Annotated in this window: 24 protein-coding genes and 2 pseudogenes; 21 read left to right on the forward strand and 5 right to left on the reverse strand. The window is 72.1% G+C overall.

Translation table 11 applies throughout. The features are described from left to right. Positions 1 to 16: 16 nt before the first annotated feature. On the forward strand, positions 17 to 1153 hold the full coding sequence (locus ABZ883_RS28825) for a D-alanine--D-alanine ligase family protein (RefSeq protein WP_360911123.1): 1137 nt from the start codon (positions 17 to 19) through the stop codon (positions 1151 to 1153). Positions 1154 to 1171: 18 nt separating this feature from the next. On the opposite strand, the gene ABZ883_RS28830 is transcribed toward ABZ883_RS28825, so the two are convergent. Together ABZ883_RS28830 and ABZ883_RS28835 are read right to left on the reverse strand one after the other, a co-directional pair. Beyond that, positions 1172 to 1636, reverse strand: a complete 465-nt coding sequence (locus ABZ883_RS28830) for a DUF3515 domain-containing protein (RefSeq protein ID WP_360911125.1) — start codon at positions 1634 to 1636, stop codon at positions 1172 to 1174. Positions 1637 to 1691: 55 nt separating this feature from the next. Further along, entirely contained in the window at positions 1692 to 1925 is a 234-nt protein-coding gene (locus ABZ883_RS28835; protein WP_360911127.1) for an Lrp/AsnC ligand binding domain-containing protein, read from the reverse strand. A 162-nt stretch (positions 1926 to 2087) separates the two neighbouring features. Here ABZ883_RS28835 and ABZ883_RS28840 point away from each other — a divergent pair, with 162 nt between their 5' ends. Together ABZ883_RS28840 and thiD are read left to right on the forward strand one after the other, a co-directional pair. Further along, entirely contained in the window at positions 2088 to 3047 is a 960-nt protein-coding gene (locus ABZ883_RS28840) for a thiamine-phosphate kinase (protein WP_360911129.1), read from the forward strand. 22 nt (positions 3048 to 3069) lie between these two features. Further along, positions 3070 to 3861, forward strand: a complete 792-nt coding sequence (gene thiD, locus ABZ883_RS28845; RefSeq protein WP_360911131.1) for a bifunctional hydroxymethylpyrimidine kinase/phosphomethylpyrimidine kinase — start codon at positions 3070 to 3072, stop codon at positions 3859 to 3861. 83 nt (positions 3862 to 3944) lie between these two features. Here thiD and rpmB read toward each other — a convergent pair whose 3' ends face one another. Next, entirely contained in the window at positions 3945 to 4130 is a 186-nt protein-coding gene (rpmB, locus tag ABZ883_RS28850) for a 50S ribosomal protein L28 (protein WP_014628431.1), read from the reverse strand. A 273-nt stretch (positions 4131 to 4403) separates the two neighbouring features. On the opposite strand from rpmB, the gene ABZ883_RS28855 reads away from it, so the two are divergent. From ABZ883_RS28855 to ABZ883_RS28910, 12 genes and pseudogenes are all read left to right on the forward strand, one after another. Further along, positions 4404 to 6062, forward strand: coding sequence for a DAK2 domain-containing protein (locus tag ABZ883_RS28855; RefSeq protein WP_360911133.1), 1659 nt, complete (start codon positions 4404 to 4406; stop codon positions 6060 to 6062). A 599-nt stretch (positions 6063 to 6661) separates the two neighbouring features. Next, positions 6662 to 8860 carry an ATP-dependent DNA helicase RecG gene (recG, locus tag ABZ883_RS28860; protein WP_360911135.1) on the forward strand — a complete coding sequence of 733 codons (2199 nt, stop codon included), beginning with the start codon at positions 6662 to 6664 and terminating at the stop codon, positions 8858 to 8860. A gap of 95 nt (positions 8861 to 8955) precedes the next feature. Further along, the gene (locus tag ABZ883_RS28865) at positions 8956 to 9489 is read left to right on the forward strand and encodes a hypothetical protein (protein WP_360911137.1); all 534 of its coding nucleotides are present in this window, start codon (positions 8956 to 8958) and stop codon (positions 9487 to 9489) included. 69 nt (positions 9490 to 9558) lie between these two features. Next, positions 9559 to 10140, forward strand: coding sequence for a 16S rRNA (guanine(966)-N(2))-methyltransferase RsmD (rsmD, locus tag ABZ883_RS28870; protein WP_360911139.1), 582 nt, complete (start codon positions 9559 to 9561; stop codon positions 10138 to 10140). A 35-nt stretch (positions 10141 to 10175) separates the two neighbouring features. Beyond that, positions 10176 to 10655 carry a pantetheine-phosphate adenylyltransferase gene (coaD, locus tag ABZ883_RS28875; RefSeq protein ID WP_360911140.1) on the forward strand — a complete coding sequence of 160 codons (480 nt, stop codon included), beginning with the start codon at positions 10176 to 10178 and terminating at the stop codon, positions 10653 to 10655. Between the two features lie 10 nt (positions 10656 to 10665). After that, positions 10666 to 11766: a cell division initiation protein gene (locus ABZ883_RS28880; RefSeq protein WP_360911142.1), complete on the forward strand. Its 1101-nt coding sequence runs from the start codon at positions 10666 to 10668 to the stop codon at positions 11764 to 11766. A 92-nt stretch (positions 11767 to 11858) separates the two neighbouring features. Further along, on the forward strand, positions 11859 to 12485 hold the full coding sequence (locus ABZ883_RS28885; RefSeq protein ID WP_360911144.1) for a DUF177 domain-containing protein: 627 nt from the start codon (positions 11859 to 11861) through the stop codon (positions 12483 to 12485). A 2-nt stretch (positions 12486 to 12487) separates the two neighbouring features. After that, the gene (gene rpmF, locus ABZ883_RS28890) at positions 12488 to 12661 is read left to right on the forward strand and encodes a 50S ribosomal protein L32 (RefSeq protein ID WP_026251550.1); all 174 of its coding nucleotides are present in this window, start codon (positions 12488 to 12490) and stop codon (positions 12659 to 12661) included. Positions 12662 to 12680: 19 nt separating this feature from the next. Beyond that, positions 12681 to 13394 (forward strand): annotated as a pseudogene (gene rnc, locus ABZ883_RS28895) (ribonuclease III); the annotation flags it as partial. 136 nt (positions 13395 to 13530) lie between these two features. Continuing rightward, entirely contained in the window at positions 13531 to 14397 is an 867-nt protein-coding gene (gene mutM, locus ABZ883_RS28900) for a bifunctional DNA-formamidopyrimidine glycosylase/DNA-(apurinic or apyrimidinic site) lyase (RefSeq protein WP_360911147.1), read from the forward strand. Further along, positions 14394 to 14810 carry a hypothetical protein gene (locus tag ABZ883_RS28905; RefSeq protein ID WP_360911148.1) on the forward strand — a complete coding sequence of 139 codons (417 nt, stop codon included), beginning with the start codon at positions 14394 to 14396 and terminating at the stop codon, positions 14808 to 14810. The genes mutM and ABZ883_RS28905 overlap by 4 nt, the downstream gene beginning before the upstream one ends. Positions 14811 to 15003: 193 nt before the next feature. Then, positions 15004 to 15191: pseudogene (locus ABZ883_RS28910) on the forward strand (site-specific integrase); the annotation flags it as partial. On the opposite strand, the gene ABZ883_RS28915 reads toward ABZ883_RS28910, so the two are convergent. Beyond that, positions 15185 to 16084 (reverse strand): CAP domain-containing protein, encoded by a 900-nt coding sequence (locus ABZ883_RS28915; protein WP_360911150.1) that lies wholly within the window; start codon positions 16082 to 16084, stop codon positions 15185 to 15187. The pseudogene ABZ883_RS28910 and the gene ABZ883_RS28915 sit on opposite strands and share 7 nt — an antisense overlap. Positions 16085 to 16211: 127 nt before the next feature. Between ABZ883_RS28915 and ABZ883_RS28920 the strand changes: the two genes are divergently transcribed. The 6 genes from ABZ883_RS28920 (at position 16212) to ftsY (ending at position 23824) form a co-directional block, all read left to right on the forward strand. After that, positions 16212 to 16493, forward strand: a complete 282-nt coding sequence (locus ABZ883_RS28920) for an acylphosphatase (protein WP_360911152.1) — start codon at positions 16212 to 16214, stop codon at positions 16491 to 16493. Positions 16494 to 16571: 78 nt separating this feature from the next. Next, positions 16572 to 16868 carry a hypothetical protein gene (locus ABZ883_RS28925; RefSeq protein WP_360911154.1) on the forward strand — a complete coding sequence of 99 codons (297 nt, stop codon included), beginning with the start codon at positions 16572 to 16574 and terminating at the stop codon, positions 16866 to 16868. Positions 16869 to 16929: 61 nt separating this feature from the next. After that, positions 16930 to 17118: a hypothetical protein gene (locus ABZ883_RS28930; RefSeq protein ID WP_319659739.1), complete on the forward strand. Its 189-nt coding sequence runs from the start codon at positions 16930 to 16932 to the stop codon at positions 17116 to 17118. A gap of 175 nt (positions 17119 to 17293) precedes the next feature. Beyond that, positions 17294 to 20851 (forward strand): chromosome segregation protein SMC, encoded by a 3558-nt coding sequence (smc, locus tag ABZ883_RS28935; protein WP_360911157.1) that lies wholly within the window; start codon positions 17294 to 17296, stop codon positions 20849 to 20851. 214 nt (positions 20852 to 21065) lie between these two features. Continuing rightward, positions 21066 to 22481: a sugar porter family MFS transporter gene (locus tag ABZ883_RS28940; protein ID WP_360911160.1), complete on the forward strand. Its 1416-nt coding sequence runs from the start codon at positions 21066 to 21068 to the stop codon at positions 22479 to 22481. Between the two features lie 116 nt (positions 22482 to 22597). Beyond that, a complete protein-coding gene (gene ftsY, locus ABZ883_RS28945) occupies positions 22598 to 23824 on the forward strand; it encodes a signal recognition particle-docking protein FtsY (protein WP_360911162.1) in 1227 nt (408 codons plus the stop codon). A 97-nt stretch (positions 23825 to 23921) separates the two neighbouring features. Here ftsY and ABZ883_RS28950 read toward each other — a convergent pair whose 3' ends face one another. Beyond that, a complete protein-coding gene (locus tag ABZ883_RS28950) occupies positions 23922 to 24596 on the reverse strand; it encodes a bifunctional DNA primase/polymerase (protein ID WP_360911164.1) in 675 nt (224 codons plus the stop codon). Between the last annotated feature and the right edge of the window lie 131 nt (positions 24597 to 24727).

Consider the following 24727-nt stretch of genomic DNA (forward strand, 5'->3'; position numbering starts at 1 on the left):
GTAAGGTCAACGCGACATGAGCATTCAGCCTTCTTCACGCAAGCCGCGCGTCGCGGTCGTCTTCGGCGGACGCAGCTCCGAGCACGCCATTTCGGTTCTCACCGCGGGCGCCGTGCTGAGCGCCATCGACCGCGACAAGTACGACGTGCTGCCGATCGGCATCACCGGCGACGGCCGTTGGGCGCTGACCACCGACGACCCCTCCCGGATGGCGATCGCCGACCGCACGCTGCCCAGCGTCGAGCAGCTCGCCGAGTCCGCCGAGGGCTCGGTGGTCCTGCCGGTCGACCCGGCCAGCCGCGAGGTCGTCTACAGCGAACCCGGCTCGGTGCCCAAGGCGCTCGGCGACGTCGACGTCGTCTTCCCCGTGCTGCACGGCCCGTACGGCGAGGACGGCACCCTCCAGGGACTGCTGGAACTCTCCGGTGTGCCCTACGTCGGCTCCGGCGTGCTGGCCTCGGCGGTCGGCATGGACAAGGAGTACATGAAGCGCGTCTTCAGCTCCTTCGGCCTGCCGGTCGGTCCGTACGTCGTGATCCGGCCGCGCGAGTGGGACGGCGATCCCGCCGCGGCCCGCAAGAAGGTCGTGGACTTCGCCGCCGACCACGGGTGGCCGGTCTTCGTGAAGCCCGCCCGCGCCGGCTCCTCCATGGGCATCAGCAAGGTCGACGACCTCGCGGGCCTGGACGAGGCGATCGAGGAGGCACGCCGCCACGACCCCAAGGTGCTCGTGGAGTCGCTGCTGCGGGGCCGCGAGATCGAATGCGGAGTCCTGGAGTTCGAGGACGGCCCGCGTGCCTCGGTCCCGGCCGAGATCCCGCCGGTCACCGCGCACGAGTTCTACGACTTCGAGGCGAAGTACATCGACTCCGCCGAGGGCCTGGTGCCCGCGCCGCTCACCGGCGAGCAGACCGCCGAGGTCCAGCGGCTCGCCGTGGCCGCGTTCGAGGCCGCGTCCTGCGAGGGGCTGGTCCGCGCGGACTTCTTCCTGCTGGACAGCGGCGAGTTCGTGATCAACGAGATCAACACCATGCCGGGCTTCACGCCGATCTCCATGTACCCGCGCATGTGGCGGGAGAGCGGGGTCGACTACCCGGAACTCGTGGACCGGCTCGTCCAGGCCGCGCTGCGCCGCCCCACCGGGCTGCGCTGACCCCGGGGTCCGGGGACGTCAGAGCTCGGACGGGATGGACTTCTCGACGGCGTTCCCGAGGTCGGCCAGCGGGTTGACCTCGGGTGCGTACGTCGCCGGCACGCTCACCTCGACGAACGTCGCGCGGCCGGTGGTCGTGAAGCGGTAGCCGTCGCCGGTCTGCTCCATGAGCCAGCTCACCCCGTTGACATCCACCGCGTCCGCGCCCGGGTTGTACGTCGTGCTGCCCGGCGTCAGTGTCTCGGGCCGGGGCACACCGCAGCGCAGTACCACCGTAGGATCCCCCCAGCCGGCGGTGAGGGTGGAGACGGGCGACAACGTCCGCTCGGAGAGCCCGTCCACCCGGCGCGGCAAGGCGTCGTGGAGGCGGCCGCACAGCGTGGCGGCCTCGGCGGAGGGCGACGGGACGGCGACCCCGCTCGCGGGCGTTCCGTCGGCGGACACGTAGACCGCCGCCGCGGAGAGGCACGCGACGGCGGACACGGAGACAAGCGCGACCCGGCGGCGATACATCACCCGCCGAGCGTACAGGGGGTGATCAGAGGTGCACGACCGGGCAGGTGAGTGTACGGGTGATGCCCTCCACCTGCTGCACTCTGGCCACCACGAGGCGGCCGAGGTCGTCGACCGTGTCCGCCTGGGCCCGCACGATCACGTCGTACGGCCCGGTGACGTCCTCGGCCTGGATCACCCCGGAAATCTTGGAGATCACCTCCGCTACCGCCGAGGCCTTCCCGACCTCGGTCTGAATCAGAATGTACGCCTGTACCACGGAACCTCCAGGGCGGCTTACGAGGATCATGTGGGAGGGAACGTCACGGTACCGCGTCGCCGCACGCTGCGGGGAGACCCGCGCGGTACCGGACGCCCGAAAGCCGCCACGGAAGCGATGACAGAACAGGTACAGGACCGGCCACGTGAAGGGGACAGTGGGATGAAGGGCACCGTGGGCGAGCTGGGGGAGTTCGGGCTCATCAGGGAGTTGACCTCGCGGCTCACCTCCAGCCCCGCCGTGCGGCTCGGACCGGGCGACGACGCCGCCGTCGTCACCGCGCCCGACGGGCGCGTCGTGGCCACCACCGACGCGCTCCTGGAGGGGCGGCACTTCCGCCGCGACTGGTCCACCGCCTACGACGTCGGCCGCAAGGCCGCCGCGCAGAACCTCGCCGACATCGCCGCGATGGGCGCCGTGCCGACCGCCGTGCTGCTCGCCCTGGTCGTCCCCGCGGATCTGCCCGTCACCTGGCCGCTGGAGCTGATGGACGGCATCCGCGACGAGTGCCAGGTCGCGGGTGCGGCCGTGGTCGGCGGCGACGTGGTGCGCGGCGACACGATCATGGTCTCCATCACCGCGCTGGGCGACCTGCGCAACCGCGAACCCGTCACCCGGTCCGGCGCCCGGCCCGGCGACATCGTGGCCGTCACGGGCTGGCTCGGCTGGTCCGCGGCCGGACTGGCCGTGCTCGCCCGCGGGTTCCGCTCCCCGCGCGCCTTCGTCGAGGCCCACCGCAGGCCCGAACCGCCGTACCACGCCGGGCCGGCCGCCTCCGAGCTCGGTGCGACCGCGATGACCGACGTGAGCGACGGACTGGTCGCCGACCTCGGGCACATCGCGGCGGCCAGCGGCGTCACCATCGACCTCGCGTCCGCCGACGTCGACGTCCCCGCGCAGATGGCCGACATCGGGCAGGCCGTCGGCGTCGACCCGCTGCACTGGGTGCTCACCGGCGGCGAGGACCACGCGCTGGTCGCCGCCTTCCCGCCGGACACCAAGCTCCCCGCCCGCTGGCGGGTGATCGGGCGCGTGGTGAAGGCCACCACCTCGCCGCAGGTCACCGTCGACGGCGCGCCCTGGGACGCGGCGGGCGGCTGGGACCACTTCGGCGACGCGTGAGGGCGACGACTAGATTCGCCGTATGAAGATCCCACCGCGTGTGCTCACCGTCGCCGGCTCCGACTCCGGCGGCGGCGCGGGCATCCAGGCCGACCTCAAGACGATGCTGGCCCTCGGGACGCACGGCATGAGCGTGGTCACGGCCGTCACGGCGCAGAACTCGCTCGGCGTGCAAGGCGCCTGGGAGCTCCCGGTGGACGCGGTGCGCGCCCAGTTCCGCAGCGTCGTCGACGACATCGGCGTACAGGCGGTCAAGACCGGCATGCTCTCCTCGCCCGTCCTGGTCGAGACCGTCGCCGAACTCCTGGCCCCGCTCGGCGTTCCCGTCGTCGTCGACCCGGTCGGCGTCTCCAAGCACGGCGACCCGCTGCTGGCCGCCGACGCCGTCGACGTCGTCCGCACCCGGCTGCTGCCGCTGGCCACCGTCGCCACCCCGAACCTGGACGAGGTGCGGCAGCTCACCGGCATCGTGGTGGACGGCGAGCCCGGCATGCGCGAGGCCGCCGCCGCCGTCCTCGCCCTCGGGCCGCGCTGGGCGCTGATCAAGGGCGGCCACCTCGACGGCGACGCCGTCGACCTGCTCACCGACGGCACCCGGGAGCACTGGCTGCGCGCCCCCCGCCATGACAACCGTCACACCCACGGCACCGGATGCACCCTCGCAGCGGCCGTCGCCTCCCACCTCGCCCTGGGCCTGGACGTCCCCGACGCGGTCGGCGCCGCCAAGGAGTACGTCACCGGCGCCATCGCCGCCGGCTTCCCCCTGGGCGCGGGCATCGGCCCCGTCGACCACGCCTGGCGTCAGCGCGGCTGAACCCGGGCACAGCAGAAAGCCGGTCCACCGCGAGGTGGACCGGCTCTGGGTAGCCGCAAGGCTGCGCTACGACGTCGAATGCGTCAGCGCGCGACCTTGCCGGCCTTGATGCACGAGGTGCAGACGTTGAGGCGCTTCGGCGTCCGCCCGACCACAGCACGCACCGTCTGGATGTTGGGGTTCCAACGACGGCGAGTACGGCGGTGCGAGTGCGAAATGTTGTTGCCGAAGCCCGGCCCCTTGCCGCAGACGTCGCAGTTGGCAGCCACGGGTCACTCCAAAGACTTCAGATGCACTAACGGATAAATCCCACCGGCGTCGGACGTCCGTTCAAAAGGATTTGAAGGAAAACCGGTGGAACCGAGGGACGGCCCGGGACAGCCCCGGGCAACCGGAGCAGCATACTACGTCCGCTCCTGTCCCTCGAAACTACCATGGTCAGCGGGACGGCCCGGTCCCCCGCCGGGTCCCGCGCCTCAGTACGCTGCGTGCGGAACCCTGCCTCATCCCCAGGTCCCTGGCCGCCCCCGCAGGAGGAACACGTGCCGCCGACGCTCGACGCCCCCGCGGTGCGCGCATGGTGCAGGCTCGCCCTCCAGGCCCTCGGCCGGGCGCGCGAGGAGATCGACGCGATCAACGTCTATCCCGTCGCCGACGGGGACACCGGCACCAACATGTACCTCACCGTCGAATCCGCCGCCCAGGCCGTCGACGCGGTCTTCGACGGGCACGCCGCCTCCGGCACCGAGCCCGACCTGCCCTCGTGCCTGCAGTCCATGGCGCACGGCGCCCTCATCGGCGCCCGCGGCAACTCCGGCACCATCCTCGCCCAACTGCTGCGCGGCATGACCGAAGTGCTGGCCTCCGGCTCGGGGGACCTGCGGCCCGCGCTGCGCCGCGCCGCGGAGTCGGCGTACCAGGCGGTCGCGCACCCCGTCGAGGGCACCATGCTCACCGTGGCCACTGCCGCGGCCGAGGCCGCCGCCGCCACGGCCGACGCGGCCGCCGACGCCTGGGCGGTGGCCCGGGCCGCGTACGAGGGCGCGCGCCGCGCGCTCGCCGCGACCCCGGCGCAGTTGGACGTCCTCGGGAACGCGGGCGTGGTCGACGCCGGCGGCCGCGGACTGGTGGCCGTCCTCGGCGCCCTCGCCGACGCGGTCTCCGGCCAGGCCCCCATGGGCCCGCTCGTCGACGCCCTCCCCAAGGGCCCCGCCCTGCCCTACGGCTGCGCGCCCGGCGGCGACGCGGGCGACCCGCACGTCGTGCCCGGCGGACCCGGCTTCGAGGTGGTCTACCTCCTGGACGCTCCCGACACCGCCGTCGGCGGCCTGCGCCGCAGACTCGACGCGCTCGGCGACTCCCTGGTGGTCGTCGGCGGTGACGGCCTGTGGAACGTCCACGTCCACGTCGACGACGTCGGCGCCGCCATCGAGGCCGGGATCGAGGCCGGACGGCCGCACCGCATCAAGGTCACCCACTTCGGCGATCAGGCCCGCGCCCACGAGCGCGGCGGCAGCCGCGGACAGCGCGGCGAACCCGCCCTGCGCGCCGTCGTCGCCGTCGTGCGCGGCGACGGCCTCGCCGCGCTGTGCGCCGAGGCCGGCGCCGTGGTCATCGCCGTCCGGCCCGGCGAACCGCCCGCCAGCGGCGAGATCGCGGAGGCCGTCCGCCGCGCCTACGCCCGCGAGGTCGTGCTCCTCCCCAACGACGTCGAACTGCGGCACGCGGCCGGGGCCGCGGCCGAACAGGCCCGCACGGAAGGGATCCGGGTCGCCCTCATCCCCACGCGGTCCGCGGTCCAGGGCATCGCCGCCCTCGCGGTCCACGAACCCACCCGGCGCTTCGACGAGGACGTCGTCGCGATGACCTCCGCGGCCGGCGCCACGCGCTACGCCGAACTCGCCGTCGCGGAGACCCAGTCCTGGACCATGGCGGGCGTCTGCCAGGCCGGGGACGTCCTCGGCCTCATCGACGGCGACGTCGCCGTCATCGGCGGCAACCTCGTCGAGACCGGGATCACGGTGCTCGACCGGATGCTGGCGGCGGGCGGGGAGATGGTCACCCTGGTGCTGGGCGCGGGCGCGCCCGCGGATCTGGCGGGGCGGCTGGAGGCGCATGTCCGGGAGAGTCACCTTGCGGTGGACACGGTGGTGTATGCCGGGGGGCAGGAGCGGTGCCCGCTCCTCATCGGCGTCGAGTAGTTTTCCCCCGCCCTCCCGCCCGTGTGCCCTGTGAAGTCAGGTACCCCGACGCGCGTTGTGTGGGGGCCGGGTTCGGGGCCTCCGGGGCTGCCATTCTGGACAGCACATTTAGGTGCCTCAGGTACCCGCCTTGATCGCTCCGGGTTGTGCACCCAAATATGCTCCACAGTCCAGAACGCCACCCCTACGACCCCGCCCCCTCCGTGAGCTTTCGCGCCTGATCCCCGGTGGGTGGTCTGAGGCGGCACCGTGCTCGGGCACCCGTTGGCGCCGCGCTGTCCACGTGCGCAGCCGTCACCGCCCACCGACACCCCACCGGCCGTAAGACGCCTCAGCCGACTTCGGGAGGGGGTGTGTCGGGGTCCGCCCGCAGGGGACGAGCGGTAACTGCGTGGTCGATGCCGAACGATGTGGGCGTAGACCGCGAGCCCCGAGGACGGACTCCGGCGCGGCGCCGACCCCAACAACGAACAGAGCGCAGGGCCCGCACTTACCGCGCCGGGCTGGGGGCACCCCCGGCCGAAGGTTGGGGGAGGGAGGGAGGGCGGGGGAAAAACCCGGAACAGCAAGCGCAGCGGCTGTCGGTCGCGTGCGCAAAGATGGACGCGATGTCTGCTCCCCTTGACGAACCGCTCACCAAATCCGTCGGCGGCCGCACCGCAAAGGTCTTCGCCGACCACCTCGACCTGCACACCGTCGGCGACCTGTTGCACCACTACCCGCGCCGCTACGCCGAGCGCGGCGAACTGACGCGCCTGTCGGACCTCCCCCTCGACGAGCACGTGACGGTCGTCGCGCGCGTGGCGAAGGCGACGAAGAAGACCTACGGCCCGGGCAAGGCGCGGCTGGAGGTGGTGGTCACCGACGGCAGCGGCTCGTTGACGCTGGTGTTCTTCGGCCGGGGGGTGTTCAAGCCGGAGCAGGACCTCCTCCCGGGCCGGCGCGGCATGTTCGCGGGCAAGGTGTCGGTGTTCAACCGGGCGCTGCAGTTGGCGCACCCGGAGTACCAGTTGCTGGACGCCGAGGAGGGCAAGGAGGCCGTGGACGCCTTCGCGGGCCGGCTGATGCCGATCTATCCGGCGTGCAAGCAGGTCAACTCGTGGACGATCGCGAAGACCGTCGACACGGTGCTGACCTCGCTGGGGGCGACGCGGTGGGCCGGCGCGGGGGAGCCGCTGCCGGCGGCGTTGCGCGAGTCGCGCGGGCTCGTCGCGCTGCCGGAGGCGCTGGAGAAGATCCACCGGCCGCGGACGAAGGCGGACATCGCCGTCGCCAAGGACCGCCTGAAGTGGGACGAGGCGTTCGTGCTGCAGGTGGCCCTCGCGCGGCGCCGGGCCGCGGAGTCGGCGTTGCCGGCGGTGCCGCGGGTGCCCGCGGCGGACGGGCTGCTGAAGGCGTTCGACGCGCGGCTGCCGTTCACGCTCACCGAGGGCCAGGAGGCCGTGTCGGCGGAGATCTTCGCGGATCTGGCGACGGACCACCCGATGCACCGCCTGCTGCAGGGCGAGGTCGGCTCCGGCAAGACGATGGTGGCGCTGCGCGCGATGCTCGGGGTCGTGGACGCGGGCGGTCAGGCCGCGATGCTGGCGCCGACGGAGGTGCTGGCCCAGCAGCACCACCGGTCGATCACGGAGATGATGGGCGACCTCGCCGAGGCCGGTCTGCTGGGCGGTTCCGAGGTGGGCACGAAGGTGGTGCTGCTGACGGGCTCCATGGGGGCCGCCGCGCGCCGCCGGGCGCTGCTGGACCTGGTGACGGGCGAGGCCGGCGTCGTCGTCGGCACGCACGCGCTGATCGAGGACAAGGTGCAGTTCCACGACCTCGGCCTGGTCGTGGTCGACGAGCAGCACCGCTTCGGGGTCGAGCAGCGCGACGCGCTGCGGGGCAAGGCGAAGCAGCCGCCGCATCTGCTGGTGATGACGGCGACGCCGATCCCGCGCACGGTCGCGATGACGGTCTTCGGTGACCTGGAGACCTCCGTGCTGGACCAGTTGCCGGCCGGCCGTTCGCCGATCGCGACGCATGTCGTGCCGGCCAAGGACAAGCCGCACTTCCTGTCGCGCGCCTGGGACCGGGTCCGCGAGGAGGTCGAGAACGGTCACCAGGGGTACGTGGTGTGCCCGCGCATCGGGGACGAGGAGCCCGACCCGAAGAAGAAGTCCGCGGAGGACGAGGCGGAGCGGCGGCCGCCGCTGGCGGTGCTGGAAATCGCCGAGCAGCTGGTGAAGGGGCCGCTCGTGGGCCTGCGGGTCGAGGTCCTGCACGGCAGGATGCACCCCGACGCCAAGGACGACGTGATGCGCCGCTTCGCCGCGGGGGAGGTGGACGTCCTCGTCGCGACCACGGTGATCGAGGTCGGCGTCAACGTTCCCAACGCGACCGCCATGGTGATCATGGACGCCGACCGGTTCGGCGTCTCGCAGCTGCACCAGTTGCGCGGCCGGGTCGGCCGGGGCTCGGCGCCGGGGCTGTGCCTGCTGGTGAGCGAGATGCCGGAGGCGAGTCCCGCCCGGGCCCGGCTGGACGCCGTGGCCGGGACGCTGGACGGGTTCGAACTGTCCCGGATCGACCTGGAGCAGCGCCGGGAGGGCGATGTGCTCGGGCAGGCGCAGTCCGGGACCCGGTCCTCGCTGCGGATGCTCACCGTCATCGACGACGAGGACGTGATCGAGGCCGCCCGCGAGGAGGCCGTCGCGCTGGTCGCCGAGGACCCGGAACTGGCCGGGCAGCCCGATCTGCGCAGTGCGCTGGAGAGCCTGGTCGACGCGGACCGGGAGCAGTACCTCGACAAGGGCTGACGGACCGTCAGTGTCAGACCCCCCTGGGAGAATGGACACAGTCCGCGCCGATCCGCTCGGGAATCGGCGTAGTTGGACCTTTGGGGGCTGATTTCATGTCGTTCCGTCATCTCAACGAACTGCCGCTCGGTGAGAAGGTCTTCCGGATCGAGCTCTCCAGCGACGACGACAGCACCGTGACCCTGTCCCTGGCCGGCTGGTCCGAGGACGACCCGGACACCCTCCTCGCCTCCGGCACGCTCGCCCTGCCGCTCGCCGACGTCCCGTCCCTGCGCATCGCCCTCAACCGCGCGCTGCGCGCACTCGCCCTCGTGGCCGACGTGTCCGAGCCCATCCCGGACCGCGACGTGCTGCGGGAGCTGTTCCCGGGGCACGGCGCGCCCTGGGTGCCGCAGCACGAGGAGGAGCTGGTCCGCCGGTTCCACGACGGCGATTCCGTCGCCCGGATAGCCGCCCGCTTCGGCCGCACCCCCGACTCCCTGCGGACGAAGCTGCGCGAACTCGGCCACGACCCGCGCCGCCCCGAGTACTGCCCGCCCGACGGCTGCCTGTCCTGGTCGCGCTACGCCTCGCCCGCGCTGGTGGGTTCGCCCGCGCCGGAGGCCGGGGGCGAGCAGGGCCAGGACTGACCTACGTATCGTGGGGGAGCGGTGCCGCAGGGCGCCGCTCCGCCCGCCCACGAGACGAATGAGCCGCAGATGACCCGCGTGATCGCAGGAGCCGCCGGTGGCCGCCGCCTGGCCGTGCCGCCGGGGACCGGCACCCGCCCCACCTCGGACCGGGCCAAGGAGGGGTTGTTCTCCACCTGGGAGTCGCTGCGCGGCACCCTGGCGGGCGCGCGGGTGATCGACCTGTACGGCGGCTCGGGCGCCGTCGGCCTGGAGGCGCTGTCCCGCGGCGCCGAGCACGTCCTGCTCGTCGAGGCCGACCCGCGGGCCGCCCGCGTCATCCGGGACAACGTGCGCACCCTCGGCCTGCCCGGGGCCGAGGTCCGGGCAGGCAAGGCGGAGAAGGTGATCGCCGGACCGGCCCCGCAGGAACCGTACGACGTGGTCTTCCTGGACCCGCCGTACGCCGTCACCGACGACGAGTTGCGAGAGATCCTGCTCACACTCCGCACGCAGGGCTGGCTCGGCGCCGACGCGGTCGCCACCGTGGAACGGAGCACCCGAGGCGGGGAATTCCGCTGGCCCCAGGGCTTCGAAGGGCTGCGGGCCCGCCGCTACGGCGAAGGGACCCTTTGGTACGGTCGCGCCGCCGACGTCACTGACGCGTCATGAACCAACCGCAGAGCCCTCAGAGCGAGGAGTCACCGTTGCGCCGCGCAGTCTGTCCGGGGTCCTTCGACCCCGTCACCAATGGACACCTCGACATCATCGCCCGTGCCTCCCGCCTCTATGACGAGGTCTACGTGGCCGTGATGATCAACAAGTCCAAGAAGGGGCTGTTCTCGATCGAGGAGCGCATCGCCCTCATCGAGGAGGTCGCCGCCGACTACGGCAACGTCCGCGTCGAGGCCTTCCACGGCCTGCTCGTCGACTTCTGCAAGCAGCGCGACATCCCCGCCATCGTCAAGGGGCTGCGCGCGGTCAGCGATTTCGACTACGAGCTGCAGATGGCCCAGATGAACAACGGGCTGTCCGGAGTGGAGACGCTCTTCGTCCCCACCAACCCCACCTACAGCTTCCTGTCCTCCAGTCTCGTCAAGGAGGTGGCGCAATGGGGCGGTGACGTCGCCCACTTGCTGCCCCCCGTCGTGCTGGAGGCCCTCAAGAAGAAGCTTGCGCAGCAGTAGAGTCTGTGACGTGGACGTCCAGATGAAGCTCGATGAGATCGTGGCCGCCGTCGAGGCCGCCCGGTCCATGCCGATGTCGGCCTCCTGCGTGGTCAACCGTGCCGAGCTGCTCGCCATGCTCGAAGACGTGCGGTCCGCGCTGCCGGACTCGCTCTCCCAGGCCCAGCAGCTGCTGGGCGGCCGGGAGCAGATGGTCGAGGAGGCCCGTGCCGAGGCCGGCCGGATCCTCGAGGCCGCGCACGCCGAGCGCGGTTCGCTGATCTCCGACACCGAGATCGCCCGGCGGTCCCAGCAGGAGGCCGAGCGCATCGTCGGCGAAGCGCAGCGCGAGGCCACCGAGATCCGGGCCGAGGCCGACGACTACGTGGACAGCAAGCTGGCCAACTTCGAGGTCGTCCTCACCAAGACCATCGGCTCGGTCGACCGCGGCCGCGAGAAGCTGCTCGGGCACGGCCACGGCCCCGCGCTGGACGAGAACGGCTACCCGTACGAGGACGACGACGCGCCCGAGCGCAGCGCCGACCCCGAGACGCTGCGCCGCAGCGCCGACGAGTACGTGGACGCCAAGCTGGGCGCCTTCGAGGCGGTGCTGAGCAAGACCCTGGAGGCCGTCGGCCGCGGCCGCCTGAAGCTCACCGGGCACCGCCCGATCGACGAACTGGGCTCCCACCTGGCCCACGACCCCGGCGACGCCGAGGCCCACGACCCCGGCCAGTCGGACGCCGACTACCTGGCGGGCCTGGCCGCCCCCGTGGCGCCCGGCGACTACCAGTACGACGTGAACGCGGCCCAGCAGCAGCCGGCCTACGGCTACCAGCAGCAGCCGGACCCGTACCAGCAGCAGCCGCAGCCCGACCCGTACCAGCAGCAGCACGCCCAGTACGCCGACCCGTACGCGGCCCAGCCGCAGCAGCAGGCGTACTACGACCCGAACTACGGCTGGCAGCAGCCGCAGCAGCCCCAGGGCGGGTACGAGCAGCAGCAGTACGTCCCGCAACAGCACCACCACCAGCCCCAGGGCGCGGCACTGGACGAGACCAGCTTCTTCGACACCAGCATGATCGACCTGAACCGCCTGCGGGAGCTGGAGCAGGAACGCGGTTTGGGTTGAGCCCGGGGGACCGGTATCCTGATCCCTCAGCCGTGTGATCCCCGGCGTTTTGGCGTGCCCACCGTCCTCCCGGACGAACGGGTACCGAACCGATGAAAGCAGGAGTTCTGAACACCCGCCTCGACCACCGCAACCCGCTCGTGTTCGACACGCACGAGCTGGGCCGTCGTCCTGGTGCGATGAAGAAGGTCTCCCGCACGGTTCCGGCGCCGAAGGATCTCGGCATCGAGGTCATCGGCGTCCGCGAGGGCGCGGAGATCACGCTGGACCTCCGCCTGGAGTCGGTGATGGAGGGAGTGCTCGTCACGGGCACCGCCCACGCACCGCTCTCGGGGGAGTGCGTAAGGTGTCTGGAACCGGTCGAGCGCGAGCTCGACACGGACTTCCAGGAGCTGTACTCCTACCCCGACGCCGACACCCGGACCGGTGGGCACCACGGTGCCGCCGACGCCGGTGACGACGCGGAGGAGGAGGACACTCACCTCCTCGAGGGCGACCTGTTCGACCTCGAGCCCGTGCTGCGGGACGCGGTGGTTCTCGAACTGCCGTTGCAGCCGGTGTGCCAGGACGACTGTCCCGGCCTGTGCTCCGAATGCGGGGCACGGCTGGCGGACGACCCGGACCACCGTCACGAGGCCACCGACATCCGTTGGGCGGCCCTGCAGGACATTCAGCTGAGCGGTGCCGACGAGGGCGCCGACGAGAACCAGGAGAAGTAGCCGTGGCTGTTCCGAAGCGGAAGATGTCGCGCAGCAACACGCGCCACCGCCGTTCGCAGTGGAAGGCTGCGCCCGTGAGCCTGGTGGCGTGCGAGCGTTGCCATGAGCCGAAGCAGCAGCACATCGCGTGCCCGAGCTGCGGCACCTACAACCGTCGTCAGGTCCTCGAGGTCTGATCGGCGGGTGAGGGGCCTCATGTCGGACGGAACAACGTCGACAGACGCCGGTAAGGCAGCCTCGTCCCCCGCGGTTCTGGAAGGGCGGCTCGGGTACACACTCGAACCCGCCCTTCTGGTACGTGCGCTGACCCACCGCTCGTACGCGTACGAGAACGGCGGTCTGCCCACCAACGAGCGGCTGGAGTTCCTCGGGGACTCCGTGCTCGGCCTGGTGGTCACCGACACCCTCTACCGCGGCCACCCGGATCTCCCGGAGGGCACGCTCGCCAAGTTGCGGGCAGCGGTGGTCAACTCGCGCGCGCTCGCCGACGTGGGCCGCGGCCTGGACCTGGGCAGCTTCATCCGCCTGGGCCGGGGCGAGGAGGGTACGGGCGGCAGGGACAAGGCGTCGATTCTGGCGGACACGCTGGAGGCGGTGATCGGGGCGGTCTACCTGGACCAAGGCCTGGACGCCGCGTCCGAGCTGGTCCACCGGCTTTTCGATCCGCTGATCGAGAAGTCCTCCAACCTCGGTGCGGGCCTGGACTGGAAGACCAGTCTCCAGGAACTGACCGCGGGCGAGGGCCTCGGCGTCCCGGAGTACGTGGTCACCGAGACCGGACCGGACCACGAGAAGACCTTCACGGCTGCCGCCCGCGTCGGTGGTGTCGCGTACGGCACCGGCACCGGCCGCAGCAAGAAGGAAGCCGAGCAGCAGGCCGCCGAGGCCGCGTGGCGCGCGATCCGCGCCAAGCGGGACGACGACACGGCTGCCGTGAGCTGAACACCGTCGGGTCCTCCCGGCCGGCCCCAGGCCGTCCGGGAGGACCCTTCCGGTTTTTTCCGGACGCCCCGGTTCGCCGGACCCGCCGAGAGGAGTGCACGCCGTGCCCGAGCTGCCCGAGGTCGAGGTGGTGCGGCGCGGTCTGGAGCGCTGGGTCAGCGGCCGCACCGTCGCCGACGCGGAGGTCCTGCACCCGCGCGCCGTCCGCCGGCACCTTGCCGGGGCCGAGGACTTCGCGGACCGGCTGAAGGGCGTGACGTTCGGCCCGGCGCGGCGCCGCGGCAAGTACCTCTGGCTGCCGCTGGAGGACTCCCCGCTCACCCTCCTCGGCCACCTCGGCATGAGCGGCCAGCTGCTCGTCCAGCCGCAGGACGCGCCCGCCGAGACGCACCTGCGCATCCGAGTGGGCTTCGACGACGCCCTCGGCACCGAACTGCGCTTCGTCGACCAGCGCACCTTCGGCGGCCTGTCGCTGCACGAAGCGGTCCCCGGCGACCCGGAAGGGCTGCCCGTGCCCCTGTCGCACATCGCCCGCGACCCGCTCGACCCCGCCTTCGACGACGCCGCCTTCCACACGGCGCTGCGCCGCCGCCGCACCACGATCAAGCGCGCGCTGCTGGACCAGTCCCTGATCAGCGGCGTCGGCAACATCTACGCCGACGAATCGCTCTGGCGCACGAAGCTGCACTACGAGCGCCCCACCGCCACCCTCACCCGGCCCCTGACCGACGAGCTGCTCACCCACATCCGCGAGGTGATGAGCGACGCCCTGGCGGCGGGCGGCACGAGCTTCGACAGCCTCTACGTCAACGTCAACGGGGAGTCCGGCTACTTCGACCGCTCCCTGGACGCGTACGGCCGCGAGGACGAGCCCTGCCGCCGCTGCGGCACGCCGATCCGCCGCCGGCCGTGGATGAACCGCTCGAGCTACTTCTGCCCCCGCTGCCAGCGCCCGCCCCGCCCGTCATGAGGGCCGGCTCCGCCCGGGTGCTCTTCCCCGCTGCGCTCCTCCTGACCGTCGCCTGCACCGCCGGCGAGCCGGAGACCGGCTGCGAGCTGCGCGACACCACGCGGCAGATCACCGACCGGTTCTCGGCACTCGGCACGGTCGTCCGTACACAGTGGTGCGCCATCGACCTCACCGGCGGTTCCGACCGGGTCCCCGGGCCCAGCGACATCCGGCTCGTCGGGTACTTCGACACCACGGCGGCCGACATGCAGGCGCTCCTCGACCACCCCGGCTGGACCTTCCGCCGTTCACAGCCCCAGGACCTCCCCGGCCCCGTCGCCCGCGCCGCCGGTACGGCGTCGGTCCCGTCCTGGACGACCAGCACCGACCTGGAGACGTCGATCACGCGCGACCTCTACTCGGCCGCCTTCTAACTGGACGAGGACTCCCACCACATCCTCTTCGACACGGTCAACCCCATCCGCCTCAAGGACCAGGGGCCCGTCGTCGTCGGCTGACCGTTCCGGCATCGCTCGCCGGCGTCGTGAAGGCTCTCTGACGCGCCACTCGGCCGGGCCCGCCGGGCGGAGGCGGGTCTGCCTGCTGCGCGCGGGAACGGTATGCGCGCTGCTGGACGCGGGGGAGAGCGTCAAGGCCCTGAGCGAGTACCTCGGGCATCACGACCCCGGCTTCACGCTCCGGACGGACACGCACCTGATGTCCACGAGCGGCACACGCCGGCGCACACGGCCGCCGTCGATCGCGTGGGCCGTCTCAGGCCCGCGGTGGACGGCGGCCCGTGGCCGCCTCAGTAGCCGAAGTCCTGGGTCCACCAGGGGCCGCCGTCGCCGAAGACCGCGCCGACGCCGAGGGTCTTGAAGTCGCAGTTGAGGATGTTGGCGCGGTGGCCGTCGCTGTTCATCCAGGCGGTCATGACCTCCTCCGCCGTGGCCTGGCCGCGGGCTATGTTCTCGCCGCCGAGGTCCTTCACGCCGGCCTGCGCGGCGCGGTCCCAGGGGTCGTCGCCGTCGGGGTCGGTGTGGTCGAAGAAGGCGCGGGCGGCCATGTCGGCGCTGAAGTCGGAGGCGAGGGAGTCGAGCTGCTTGTCGTCGGTGACCGGCTGGCAGCCCGCGGTGGCGCGCTCCTGGTTCACCAGGGCGAGGACGGCGGCCTCTGCGGCGCTCTCGGAGCCGCTCTCCACGGGCGGGGCGCTGGCCACCGGCGGGGTGGTCGGCACCAGCGACGCGGGCGCCGAGGTCGGCGGGGCCGCGGGGGCGGAGGTCTGCGGAGCCGCGGGGGTGGCGGGCCTGGAGGGCGTCGGCGGCGCGGGCGTCGCGCTGGTCGCCGGGGCGGAGGGCGGCGTCGATCTGGGCGGCGTCGCGCGCGCGTCGCCGCGGCTGGCCGGCTGGGAGGGGCGGTCCGCGGGGACGGTGCCCAGATCCTGCGGGCTGCTGGAGTTCGGCAGCCCGGCGGCCTGGATCTGGCCCGGCCCGTTGTCGTGGTACGAGATGCCGCCCGAGCCGTCGGGCGACGGCAGGAGGCCGCTGGAGACGCCGATCGCGCCCACGGCGAGCGCCGCGGAAGAGGCCAGCAGGCCGGTGCGTACGGGGTTGCCCTTGCGTCGCCGGGCGTTGCTGCGGTGGCCGCGGGGGCGCGGCGCCTCTGCGACTGGCGCCGGCTCAAAGGCATTACGGCTGTGGCGGCCCATCCGGTGCAGTCCTTCACATCGACGAACGTGTTCACCCGTTCGGGTGAGCCCTGTTGCGGCGTGACTGTACCGAAACATTGGCGGGGCAGGTGTGAACCCTGAGCAACTGGCGGGTTAGCGTGCTGCCGTGAACGAGACCGTCCGCCTCACCGCATGGGTCCGCGGCCGTGTTCACCAGGTGGGTTTCCGCTGGTGGACGCGGGCCAGCGCGCTGGAGATCGGCAACCTGGCCGGCTATGTGAGCAATCTCTCGGACGGCAGGGTCCAGGTCGTGGCCGAGGGTGACCGTATGCTGTGCGACCGACTTCTGCACTCGCTGCGCGAGGGCGACACGCCCGGACGCGTCGACGGCGTCACCGAGATCTGGGGAGAGCCGCGCGGCGGCTACGAGGGCTTCGCCATCCGCTGAGAGCCCGGGTCCGCACCCCGCCCGTTTCGCGGGCGTCCTCGCAGGTGGGACCGAACATCGAAGATCAATAGAAGATCAATGGCAATCGCACTTGGCAAGAGCGCCAAGGAGGTTGCCATTTCGCGTACCGCGTGGAAGGCTGCCGACATCGGGGATTCGGTGATCTTCCGGAAGTATTGTCCGGGCCCTTTCCTCCACCCCACGCGGGACGCCTCCAGTGCCGGTACGCACCGTGAATTCCCAGGCGCACCCGACGGCCGGGCTGTGATCGTGTTGACCGTCAAACTATTTGGTGAGACGCTGGAAGCCCCGCGCACCGCGGCTGTATGCATGGCGAAGGGCAGTCTCGGCGCACACGGCGCGGGTGTCTCCTGACCCCTCACTCACGACCCACACCGCACAACGGTCGGTCACTCAGCGTGGAGGACCATCCATCATGGCAAAGGCGCTTCTCGGTTACGTCGGCGGTCCCGACCCGCGACTTCTCTCCGAGATGCGAAGGCTGCAGCAGCGCGTCCAGGACCTGGAAACCGAACTCGTACGGATCCAGGCCGAGAACGATGCGCTTGCCAACGCTTCGCGCGAGCTCGTCGACGTACCTCACCCGGAGCCTGTTCTCGCTTGATCCGGCCTTTCGGCCGGTCAGTGGAAACGACCCCGTTTGGGAATGTGCAAGGGACGCCCCGGCGTCCCTTCGTCGTTTTCCCGCCCCCTCACCCTCCCATGATCTTCGCCTTCTCCTTCCATGTGCCCCCCGCATTCCTCGGTGAAACCGGGAGCGGCAGGTAGAGTCCCACGGCGTGCACCTCAAGAGCCTGACCCTGCGCGGGTTCAAGTCATTCGCCTCGGCGACGACCCTGCGGTTCGAACCCGGAATCACATGTGTCGTCGGACCGAACGGTTCCGGCAAGTCCAATGTGGTGGACGCGCTGTCCTGGGTCATGGGCGAGCAGGGCGCGAAGTCACTGCGCGGCGGCAAGATGGAGGACGTGATCTTCGCCGGCACGACCGGCCGCCCGCCGCTCGGCCGTGCCGAGGTGTCGCTGACCATCGACAACAGCGACGGCGCCCTGCCGATCGACTACGCCGAGGTCACCATCACGCGGATCATGTTCCGCAACGGTGGCAGCGAATACCAGATCAACGGCGACACGTGCCGGCTGCTCGACATCCAGGAACTCCTCTCGGACTCCGGTATCGGCCGCGAAATGCACGTCATCGTCGGCCAGGGGCAGCTGGATTCGGTGCTGCACGCCGATCCGATGGGCCGCCGCGCCTTCATCGAGGAGGCCGCCGGAGTTCTGAAGCACCGTAAGCGCAAGGAAAAGGCGCTGCGCAAGCTCGACTCGATGCAGGCCAACCTCGCACGTGTGCAGGACCTCACCGGGGAACTGCGCCGCCAGCTGAAGCCGCTGGGGCGGCAGGCCCAGGTGGCCCGACGGGCGGCGGTCATCCAGGCCGACCTGCGCGACGCCCGGCTGCGCCTGCTGGCCGACGACCTCGTCACCCTGCGGGAGGCGCTGCGCACCGAGGTCGCCGACGAGGCCGCCCTCAAGGAGCGCCGCGACACCGTCGAGACGGAGCTGGCCGCCGCGATCCAGCGCGAGACCCGGCTGGAGGAGCAGGTGCGCGCGCTGGCCCCGCGGCTGGCCGACGCCCAGGCCACCTGGTACGGGCTGTCGCAGCTGGCCGAGCGGGTGCGCGGCACCATCGGCCTGGCCGAGCAGCGGGTGCGCCACGCCACGGCGCAGCAGCCGGAGGAGCGGCGCGGTCGCGACCCCGAGGACATGGAGCGCGAGGCCGCCCGGATCCGCGAGCAGGAGGCCGAGCTCACCGAGGCGCTGGAGGCCGCGCAGCGCGCCCTGGACGACACCGTCCACCACCGCGCCGAACTCGAACGCCGGCTCGCCGAGGAGGACAAGGCCCTCAAGGCCGCCGCCCGGGCGATCGCCGACCGCCGCGAGGGGCTGGCCCGGCTCCAGGGCCAGGTCAACGCCGCCCGCTCCAAGGCCGGCTCCGCCGAGGCCGAGATCGGCCGGCTGGCGGCCGCCCGCGACGAGGCCCGTGAGCGCGCGGAGTCCGCGCAGGAGGAGTACGAGGAACTGCGCGCCCGGGTCGAGGACCTGGACGCCGACGACACCGAGCTGGACGAACGCCTGGACGCCGCGAAGGCCGAGCAGGCCGCCGCGGACGAGGCCCATTCCGCCGCCCGTGAGGCCGCGACGGCCGCGGAACGGCAACGGGCCGCCCTGGCGGCCCGTCACGACGCCCTGGCCATGGGGCTGCGCCGCAAGGACGGCACCGGCGCGCTGCTCGCCGCAGGCGACCGGCTGACCGGCCTGCTCGGACCGGCGGCCGAACTGCTCACCGTGGCCCCCGGACACGAGGTCGCGGTGGCCGCCGCGCTGGGCGCCGCCGCCGACGCGGTCGCGGTCTCCGGTCCTTCGGCCGCGGCGGAGGCGCTGCGCCTGCTGCGCAAGGACGACGCCGGACGGGCGGCGCTGCTGGTGGCGGGCGACACCGCGCCGGCCGGAGGCGCCGCCCTTCCCCCGGGGAGCCGTTCGGCGGCCTCGCTGGTCGCGGGGCCCGACGGGCTGCTGCCCGCGGTGCGCCGGCTGCTGCGGGACGTCGTCGTCGTGGACACGCTCTCCGACGCCGAGACGCTGGTGTCCGGCCATCCCGCGCTGACCGCCGTCACCGCGGAGGGCGATGTACTGGGCGCCCACTTCGCGCACGGCGGTTCGGCCGGCGCGCCCAGTCTGCTGGAGGTCCAGGCCGCCGTGGATGAGGCGGCGGCGGAGCTGGAGTCGCTCGCCGTGCGCTGCGCGGAGCTCGCCGAGGCACAGGGACTCGCCAAGGAGCGCAGGGCAGTGGCAGCCCGTCAGGTCGACGAGCTCACGCAGCGGCGCCGCGCGGCCGAGAAGGAGAAGTCGGCCGTCGCCCAGCAGTTGGGCCGGCTGGCCGGCCAGGCCCGGGCCGCGGGCGGTGAGGCGGAACGTTCGGCCGCGGCGGTGGGACGCGCCGAGGAGTCGATGGCCGCCGCCATAGAGGAGTTCGAGGAGCTGTCGTTCCGTCTCAGCGAGGCGGAGGCCGCGCCCGCCGAGGAGGAGCCCGACACCTCCGTCCGCGACCGGCTCGCCGCCGACGGCGCCAACGCCCGGCAGACGGAGATGGAGGCGCGGCTCCAGGTGCGGACGCACGAGGAGCGCGTCAAGGGCCTCGCCGGCCGTGCCGACGGACTGGACCGGGCCGCCCGCGCCGAGCGGGAGGCGCGGGCCCGCGCGGAGCGGCGCAAGGCGCGTCTGGCGTACGAGGCGCAGGTCGCGTCCGCCGTGCTGCAGGGTGCGCACGGCCTGCTCGCGTACGTGCAGGTGTCGCTCTCCCGCGCCGAGGCGGAGCGCGCGGCGGCCGAGCGGGCCAAGGCGGAGCGCGAGGCGGAGCTGGACACGGAGCGCCGCCAGGGGCGGGAGCTGAAGTCCGAACTGGACCGGCTGACCGATTCCGTGCACAAGGGCGAGGTGCTGGGCGCCGAGAAGCGGATGCGCATCGAGCAGATGGAGGCCAAGGCACTGGAGGAGCACGGCGTCGAGCCGGCCGGGCTCATTGCCGAGTACGGCCCCGACCAGCTCGTGCCGCCGTCGCCGCCCGCCGAGGGCGAGGAGCTGCCGGAGGACCCGGAGCACCCCCGCAACAAGCCCCGCGCCTACCACCGCGGCGAGCAGGAGAAGCGGCTGAAGGCGGCGGAGCGCGCCTACCAGCAGCTGGGCAAGGTCAACCCGCTGGCGCTGGAGGAGTTCGCGGCGCTGGAGGAGCGGCACAAGTTCCTGTCCGAGCAGCTGGAGGACCTCCGTAAGACGCGCGCCGACCTGCTCCAGGTCGTCAAGGAGGTCGACGAGCGGGTCGAGCAGGTCTTCACCTCCGCGTACCACGACACGGCGCGCGAGTTCGAGGGCGTTTTCTCGCGGCTCTTCCCCGGCGGCGACGGCCGGCTGATCCTCACCGATCCGGAGAACATGCTGACCACGGGCGTGGATGTGGAGGCGCGGCCGCCGGGCAAGAAGGTCAAGCGGCTGTCGCTGCTGTCCGGCGGCGAGCGCTCGTTGACCGCCGTCGCGCTCCTGGTGTCGATTTTCAAGGCGCGCCCCAGCCCGTTCTACGTGATGGACGAGGTCGAGGCGGCGCTGGACGACACCAACCTGCAGCGGCTGATCCGCATCATGCGGGAGCTCCAGGAGAGCTCGCAGCTGATCGTGATCACGCACCAGAAGCGCACCATGGAGGTGGCGGACGCGCTGTACGGCGTCTCCATGCAGGGCGACGGCGTCTCGAAGGTGATCAGTCAGCGCCTGAAGACATGAGGGCCGTCCGGGTGCAATCCGTGAAGAAATGAAGGGGAGTGGGGCGGACTGCCTTCCCTTGTGCGGCAAAAGTATGCGTTTTGACTTTGAAGCTTAAATGATTAGGGTCTGCGATGTTCTCTTAGTGTTCGAGTGATGGTGACTTGGGGAGTCCCGGCACTCGTAGCTCATGCCCCCACCTGTGGGCTCAACACAGAGTCCGGGAGATTCACCAGTGACCACCACCACGCAGAAGGCCGGCACGGCAGGTCATGCCGATCTCGGCCACGTCATCTTCATCACCGCGGCCGCCGCCATGGGCGGCTTCCTCTTCGGCTACGACAGCTCCGTCATCAACGGCGCCGTCGAGGGCATCCGCGGGAAGTACGACATCGGCTCTGCCGCACTCGCCCAGGTCGTCGCCATCGCGCTCATCGGCTGCGCCATCGGCGCCGCCACCGCCGGCCGGATCGCCGACCGCATCGGCCGCATCCGGGTGATGCGGATCGCCGCGGGGCTCTTCACCGTCAGCGCCGTCGGTTCCGCGCTGCCCTTCGCCCTGTGGGACCTGGCCGTCTGGCGGGTCATCGGCGGCTTCGCCATCGGCATGGCGTCGGTCATCGGCCCCGCCTACATCGCCGAGGTCGCCCCCGCCGCCTACCGCGGCCGGCTCGGCTCGTTCCAGCAGGCCGCGATCGTCATCGGCATCGCCGTGTCCCAGCTCGTCAACTGGGGCATCCTCCAGGCCGCCGGCGGCGACCAGCGCGGGCACCTGCTGGGCGTCGAGGCCTGGCAGCTGATGCTCGGCGTCATGGTCGTGCCCGCCGTCCTGTACGGCGTGCTGTCCTTCGCCATCCCCGAGTCGCCCCGGTTCCTGATCTCCGCCGGCCGTCTGGCGGACGCCAGGAAGGTGCTGCGCGACATCGAGGGCGAGGGCGCCGACACCGACGCCCGTGTCGCCGAGATCCGCTCCCACATGAGGAGCGAGCACCGCTCCACGTTCAAGGACCTGCTGGGCGGGCGCTTCGGCTTCGCCCCGATCGTGTGGATCGGCATCGGGCTGTCGGTGTTCCAGCAGCTCGTCGGCATCAACGTGATCTTCTACTACTCCGCGACGCTCTGGCAGTCCGTCGGCATCGACCCGAGCAGCTCGTTCCTGTACTCGTTCACCACGTCGATCATCAACATCATCGGCACCGTGATCGCGATGGTCTTCGTCGACCGGATCGGCCGCAAGCCGCTGACGCTCATCGGCTCCGCGGGCATGGCGGTCTCCCTGGGCCTGGTCGCCTGGGCCTTCTCCCACAAGACCGGCAGCGGAGGCGACATCACCCTGCCGGGCGCCGAGGGCGCGGTGGCGCTGATCGGCGCGCACGCCTTCGTGCTGTTCTTCGCCCTGTCGTGGGGTGTCGTGGTGTGGGTCTTCCTCGGCGAGATGTTCCCGAACCGCATCCGGGCCGCGGCGCTCGGCGTCGCCGCGTCGGCGCAGTGGATCGCCAACTGGGTGATCACCGCCAGCTTCCCCAGCCTGGCCGACTGGAACCTGTCGCTGACGTACGTGATCTACACGGCCTTCGCGCTGCTGTCGATCCCCTTCGTGCTCGCGTTCGTGCCCGAGACGAAGGGCAAGACCCTGGAGGAGATGGGCTAGACCCGCCTCCCTCGCCGCCACGTGTTCACCGACCGGCCGTCAGTTGAGCGGACTTGGGAACCCGTGCCCGGGTGGCTCCCTGGGGAGGGCGTCGCGTGACCGATACTGGACGGGTTATGGAAACCGTCATTCTTGCCGTAGTCATCGCCCTGGTCGTGATCCTCGCGGCCGGCGGGCTGGTGGTGGGCAGCCGCCGCAGGAAGCAGCTGCCCCCCGCACCGCCCACCGAGACCCCGACGATCACCGCGCCCCCCGCCGAACCCCATGTCGGCGACGAGGCCGAGGAACCGCGGGACGAACCCCGCCGGACCATCGAAGAGGTCGAGCTCCCCGACGCGGACGGGGCCGCGGGCCCCGGCGTCGTCGTCGAGGAGCCCCCCGCCGCCGTCGAGATCGAGCTGCCGGAGCCGACCGCGGGCCGCCTGGTGCGGCTGCGTTCACGGCTCTCCCGCTCGCAGACCGCGCTCGGCAAGGGGCTGCTCACCCTGCTCTCCCGTGAGCACCTGGACGAGGACACGTGGGAGGAGGTCGAGGACACCCTGCTCACCGCGGACGTCGGTGTCGCCCCCACCCAGGAGCTGGTCGAGCGGCTGCGCACGCGGGTGCGGGTGATGGGCACCCGGACCCCCGCGGAGCTGCGCGCGCTGCTGCGCGAGGAGTTGCTGACCCTCGTCGGCACGGACTTCGACCGCACCCTGCACACCGAGGGCAGGCCCAACGCGGACGGGGCGGACCAGCCGGCCGTGCTGATGGTCGTCGGTGTCAACGGCACCGGCAAGACCACCACCACCGGCAAGCTCGCCCGTGTGCTCGTCGCCGACGGCCGCAGCGTCGTCCTCGGTGCTGCCGACACCTTCCGTGCCGCCGCGGCCGACCAGCTGCAGACCTGGGGCGAGCGGGTCGGCGCGCGTACGGTGCGCGGGCCCGAGGGCGGCGACCCCGCGTCGGTCGCCTTCGACGCGGTCAAGGAGGGCATCGCCGAGAGCGCGGACGTCGTGCTCATCGACACCGCCGGCCGGCTGCACACCAAGACCGGCCTCATGGACGAACTGGGCAAGGTCAAGCGCGTCGTGGAGAAGCACGGCCCGGTGGACGAGGTCCTGCTCGTGCTCGACGCCACCACCGGCCAGAACGGCCTGGTGCAGGCCCGCGTCTTCGCCGAGGTCGTGGACATCACCGGCATCGTGCTGACCAAGCTCGACGGCACGGCCAAGGGCGGCATCGTTGTGGCGGTCCAGCGTGAGCTGGGCGTGCCCGTCAAGCTCATCGGCCTGGGCGAGGGCGCGGACGACCTCGCCCCCTTCGAGCCCGAGGCCTTCGTGGACGCGCTGATCGGTTCCTAGTCCCGGTCGGCAAGCACTTCAGTGCATGAGTAAGGGGCGCGCTCCAGGGAGCGCGCCCCTTACTCATGCCTGGGCGGGACCTGGTGCGGGGGTCCGCTCAGGCGTACGCGCGGTCGCGGTGGCAGACGTACGCGAGGGTGCCGAGCAGCAGGCGCGCCTCGGGGGGCTGCTGGGCGGCGTCCAGGGCCGGCGGCCGCAGCCACCGGACGGGGCCCAGGCCGCCGAGGTCGGAGGGCGGCGCGGTGATGTCGTCGCCGAGGCCGAGGCAGCGCAGGTCGAGGTCAGCGTCGTCCCAGCCCATGCGGTAGAGCAGGTGCGGCAGCTCCGCGGCGGCGCCCGGAGCGACGAAGAACTGCGCCCGGCCGTCCGGGGTGGCGACGACCGGCCCGAGGCGCAGTCCCATGCGCTCCAGACGCACCAGAGCGCGTACGCCGGATCGTTCCGCCACTTCGATCACGTCGAAGGTGCGCCCCACGGGCAGCATGAGCGCCGCGCCCGGCACCTGCTCCCATGCGGCCACGGCCTGCTCCAGCGTCGCGCCGGCCGGTACCTCGCCGGCGAAGTCCAGCCGGTGCGCCCCCGGTGCCTTGCAGCCCGGGTCCCCGCAGGAGCACTGGCCGCCCCCGCGTGTGGCGCGCGCACCCGGCGCCACCGCCCAGCCGCACAACCCCGTGTACTCCGCCACGGTGGTGCACGCCGAGGCGTGCGTGCGGCGGCGCGCGCCGGAGCGGATGTTTCGCATCTCCCGCATGCTGCCGATCGTGAAGCCCATGACACCCCCAACGGGTCGAAGTTGCCGATGGTTACGCCCGTGCCTGGTCGGCGTGTGTCAAGTGAAGCGCGCCGCGTGCGGACGTAGTTCATTCGAAGGGGTGGCGAATGGTGGCGTTTCCGCAAGGGGGT

The organism is Streptomyces sp. NPDC046977, from assembly GCF_040644455.1.
Classification (GTDB): domain Bacteria; phylum Actinomycetota; class Actinomycetes; order Streptomycetales; family Streptomycetaceae; genus Actinacidiphila.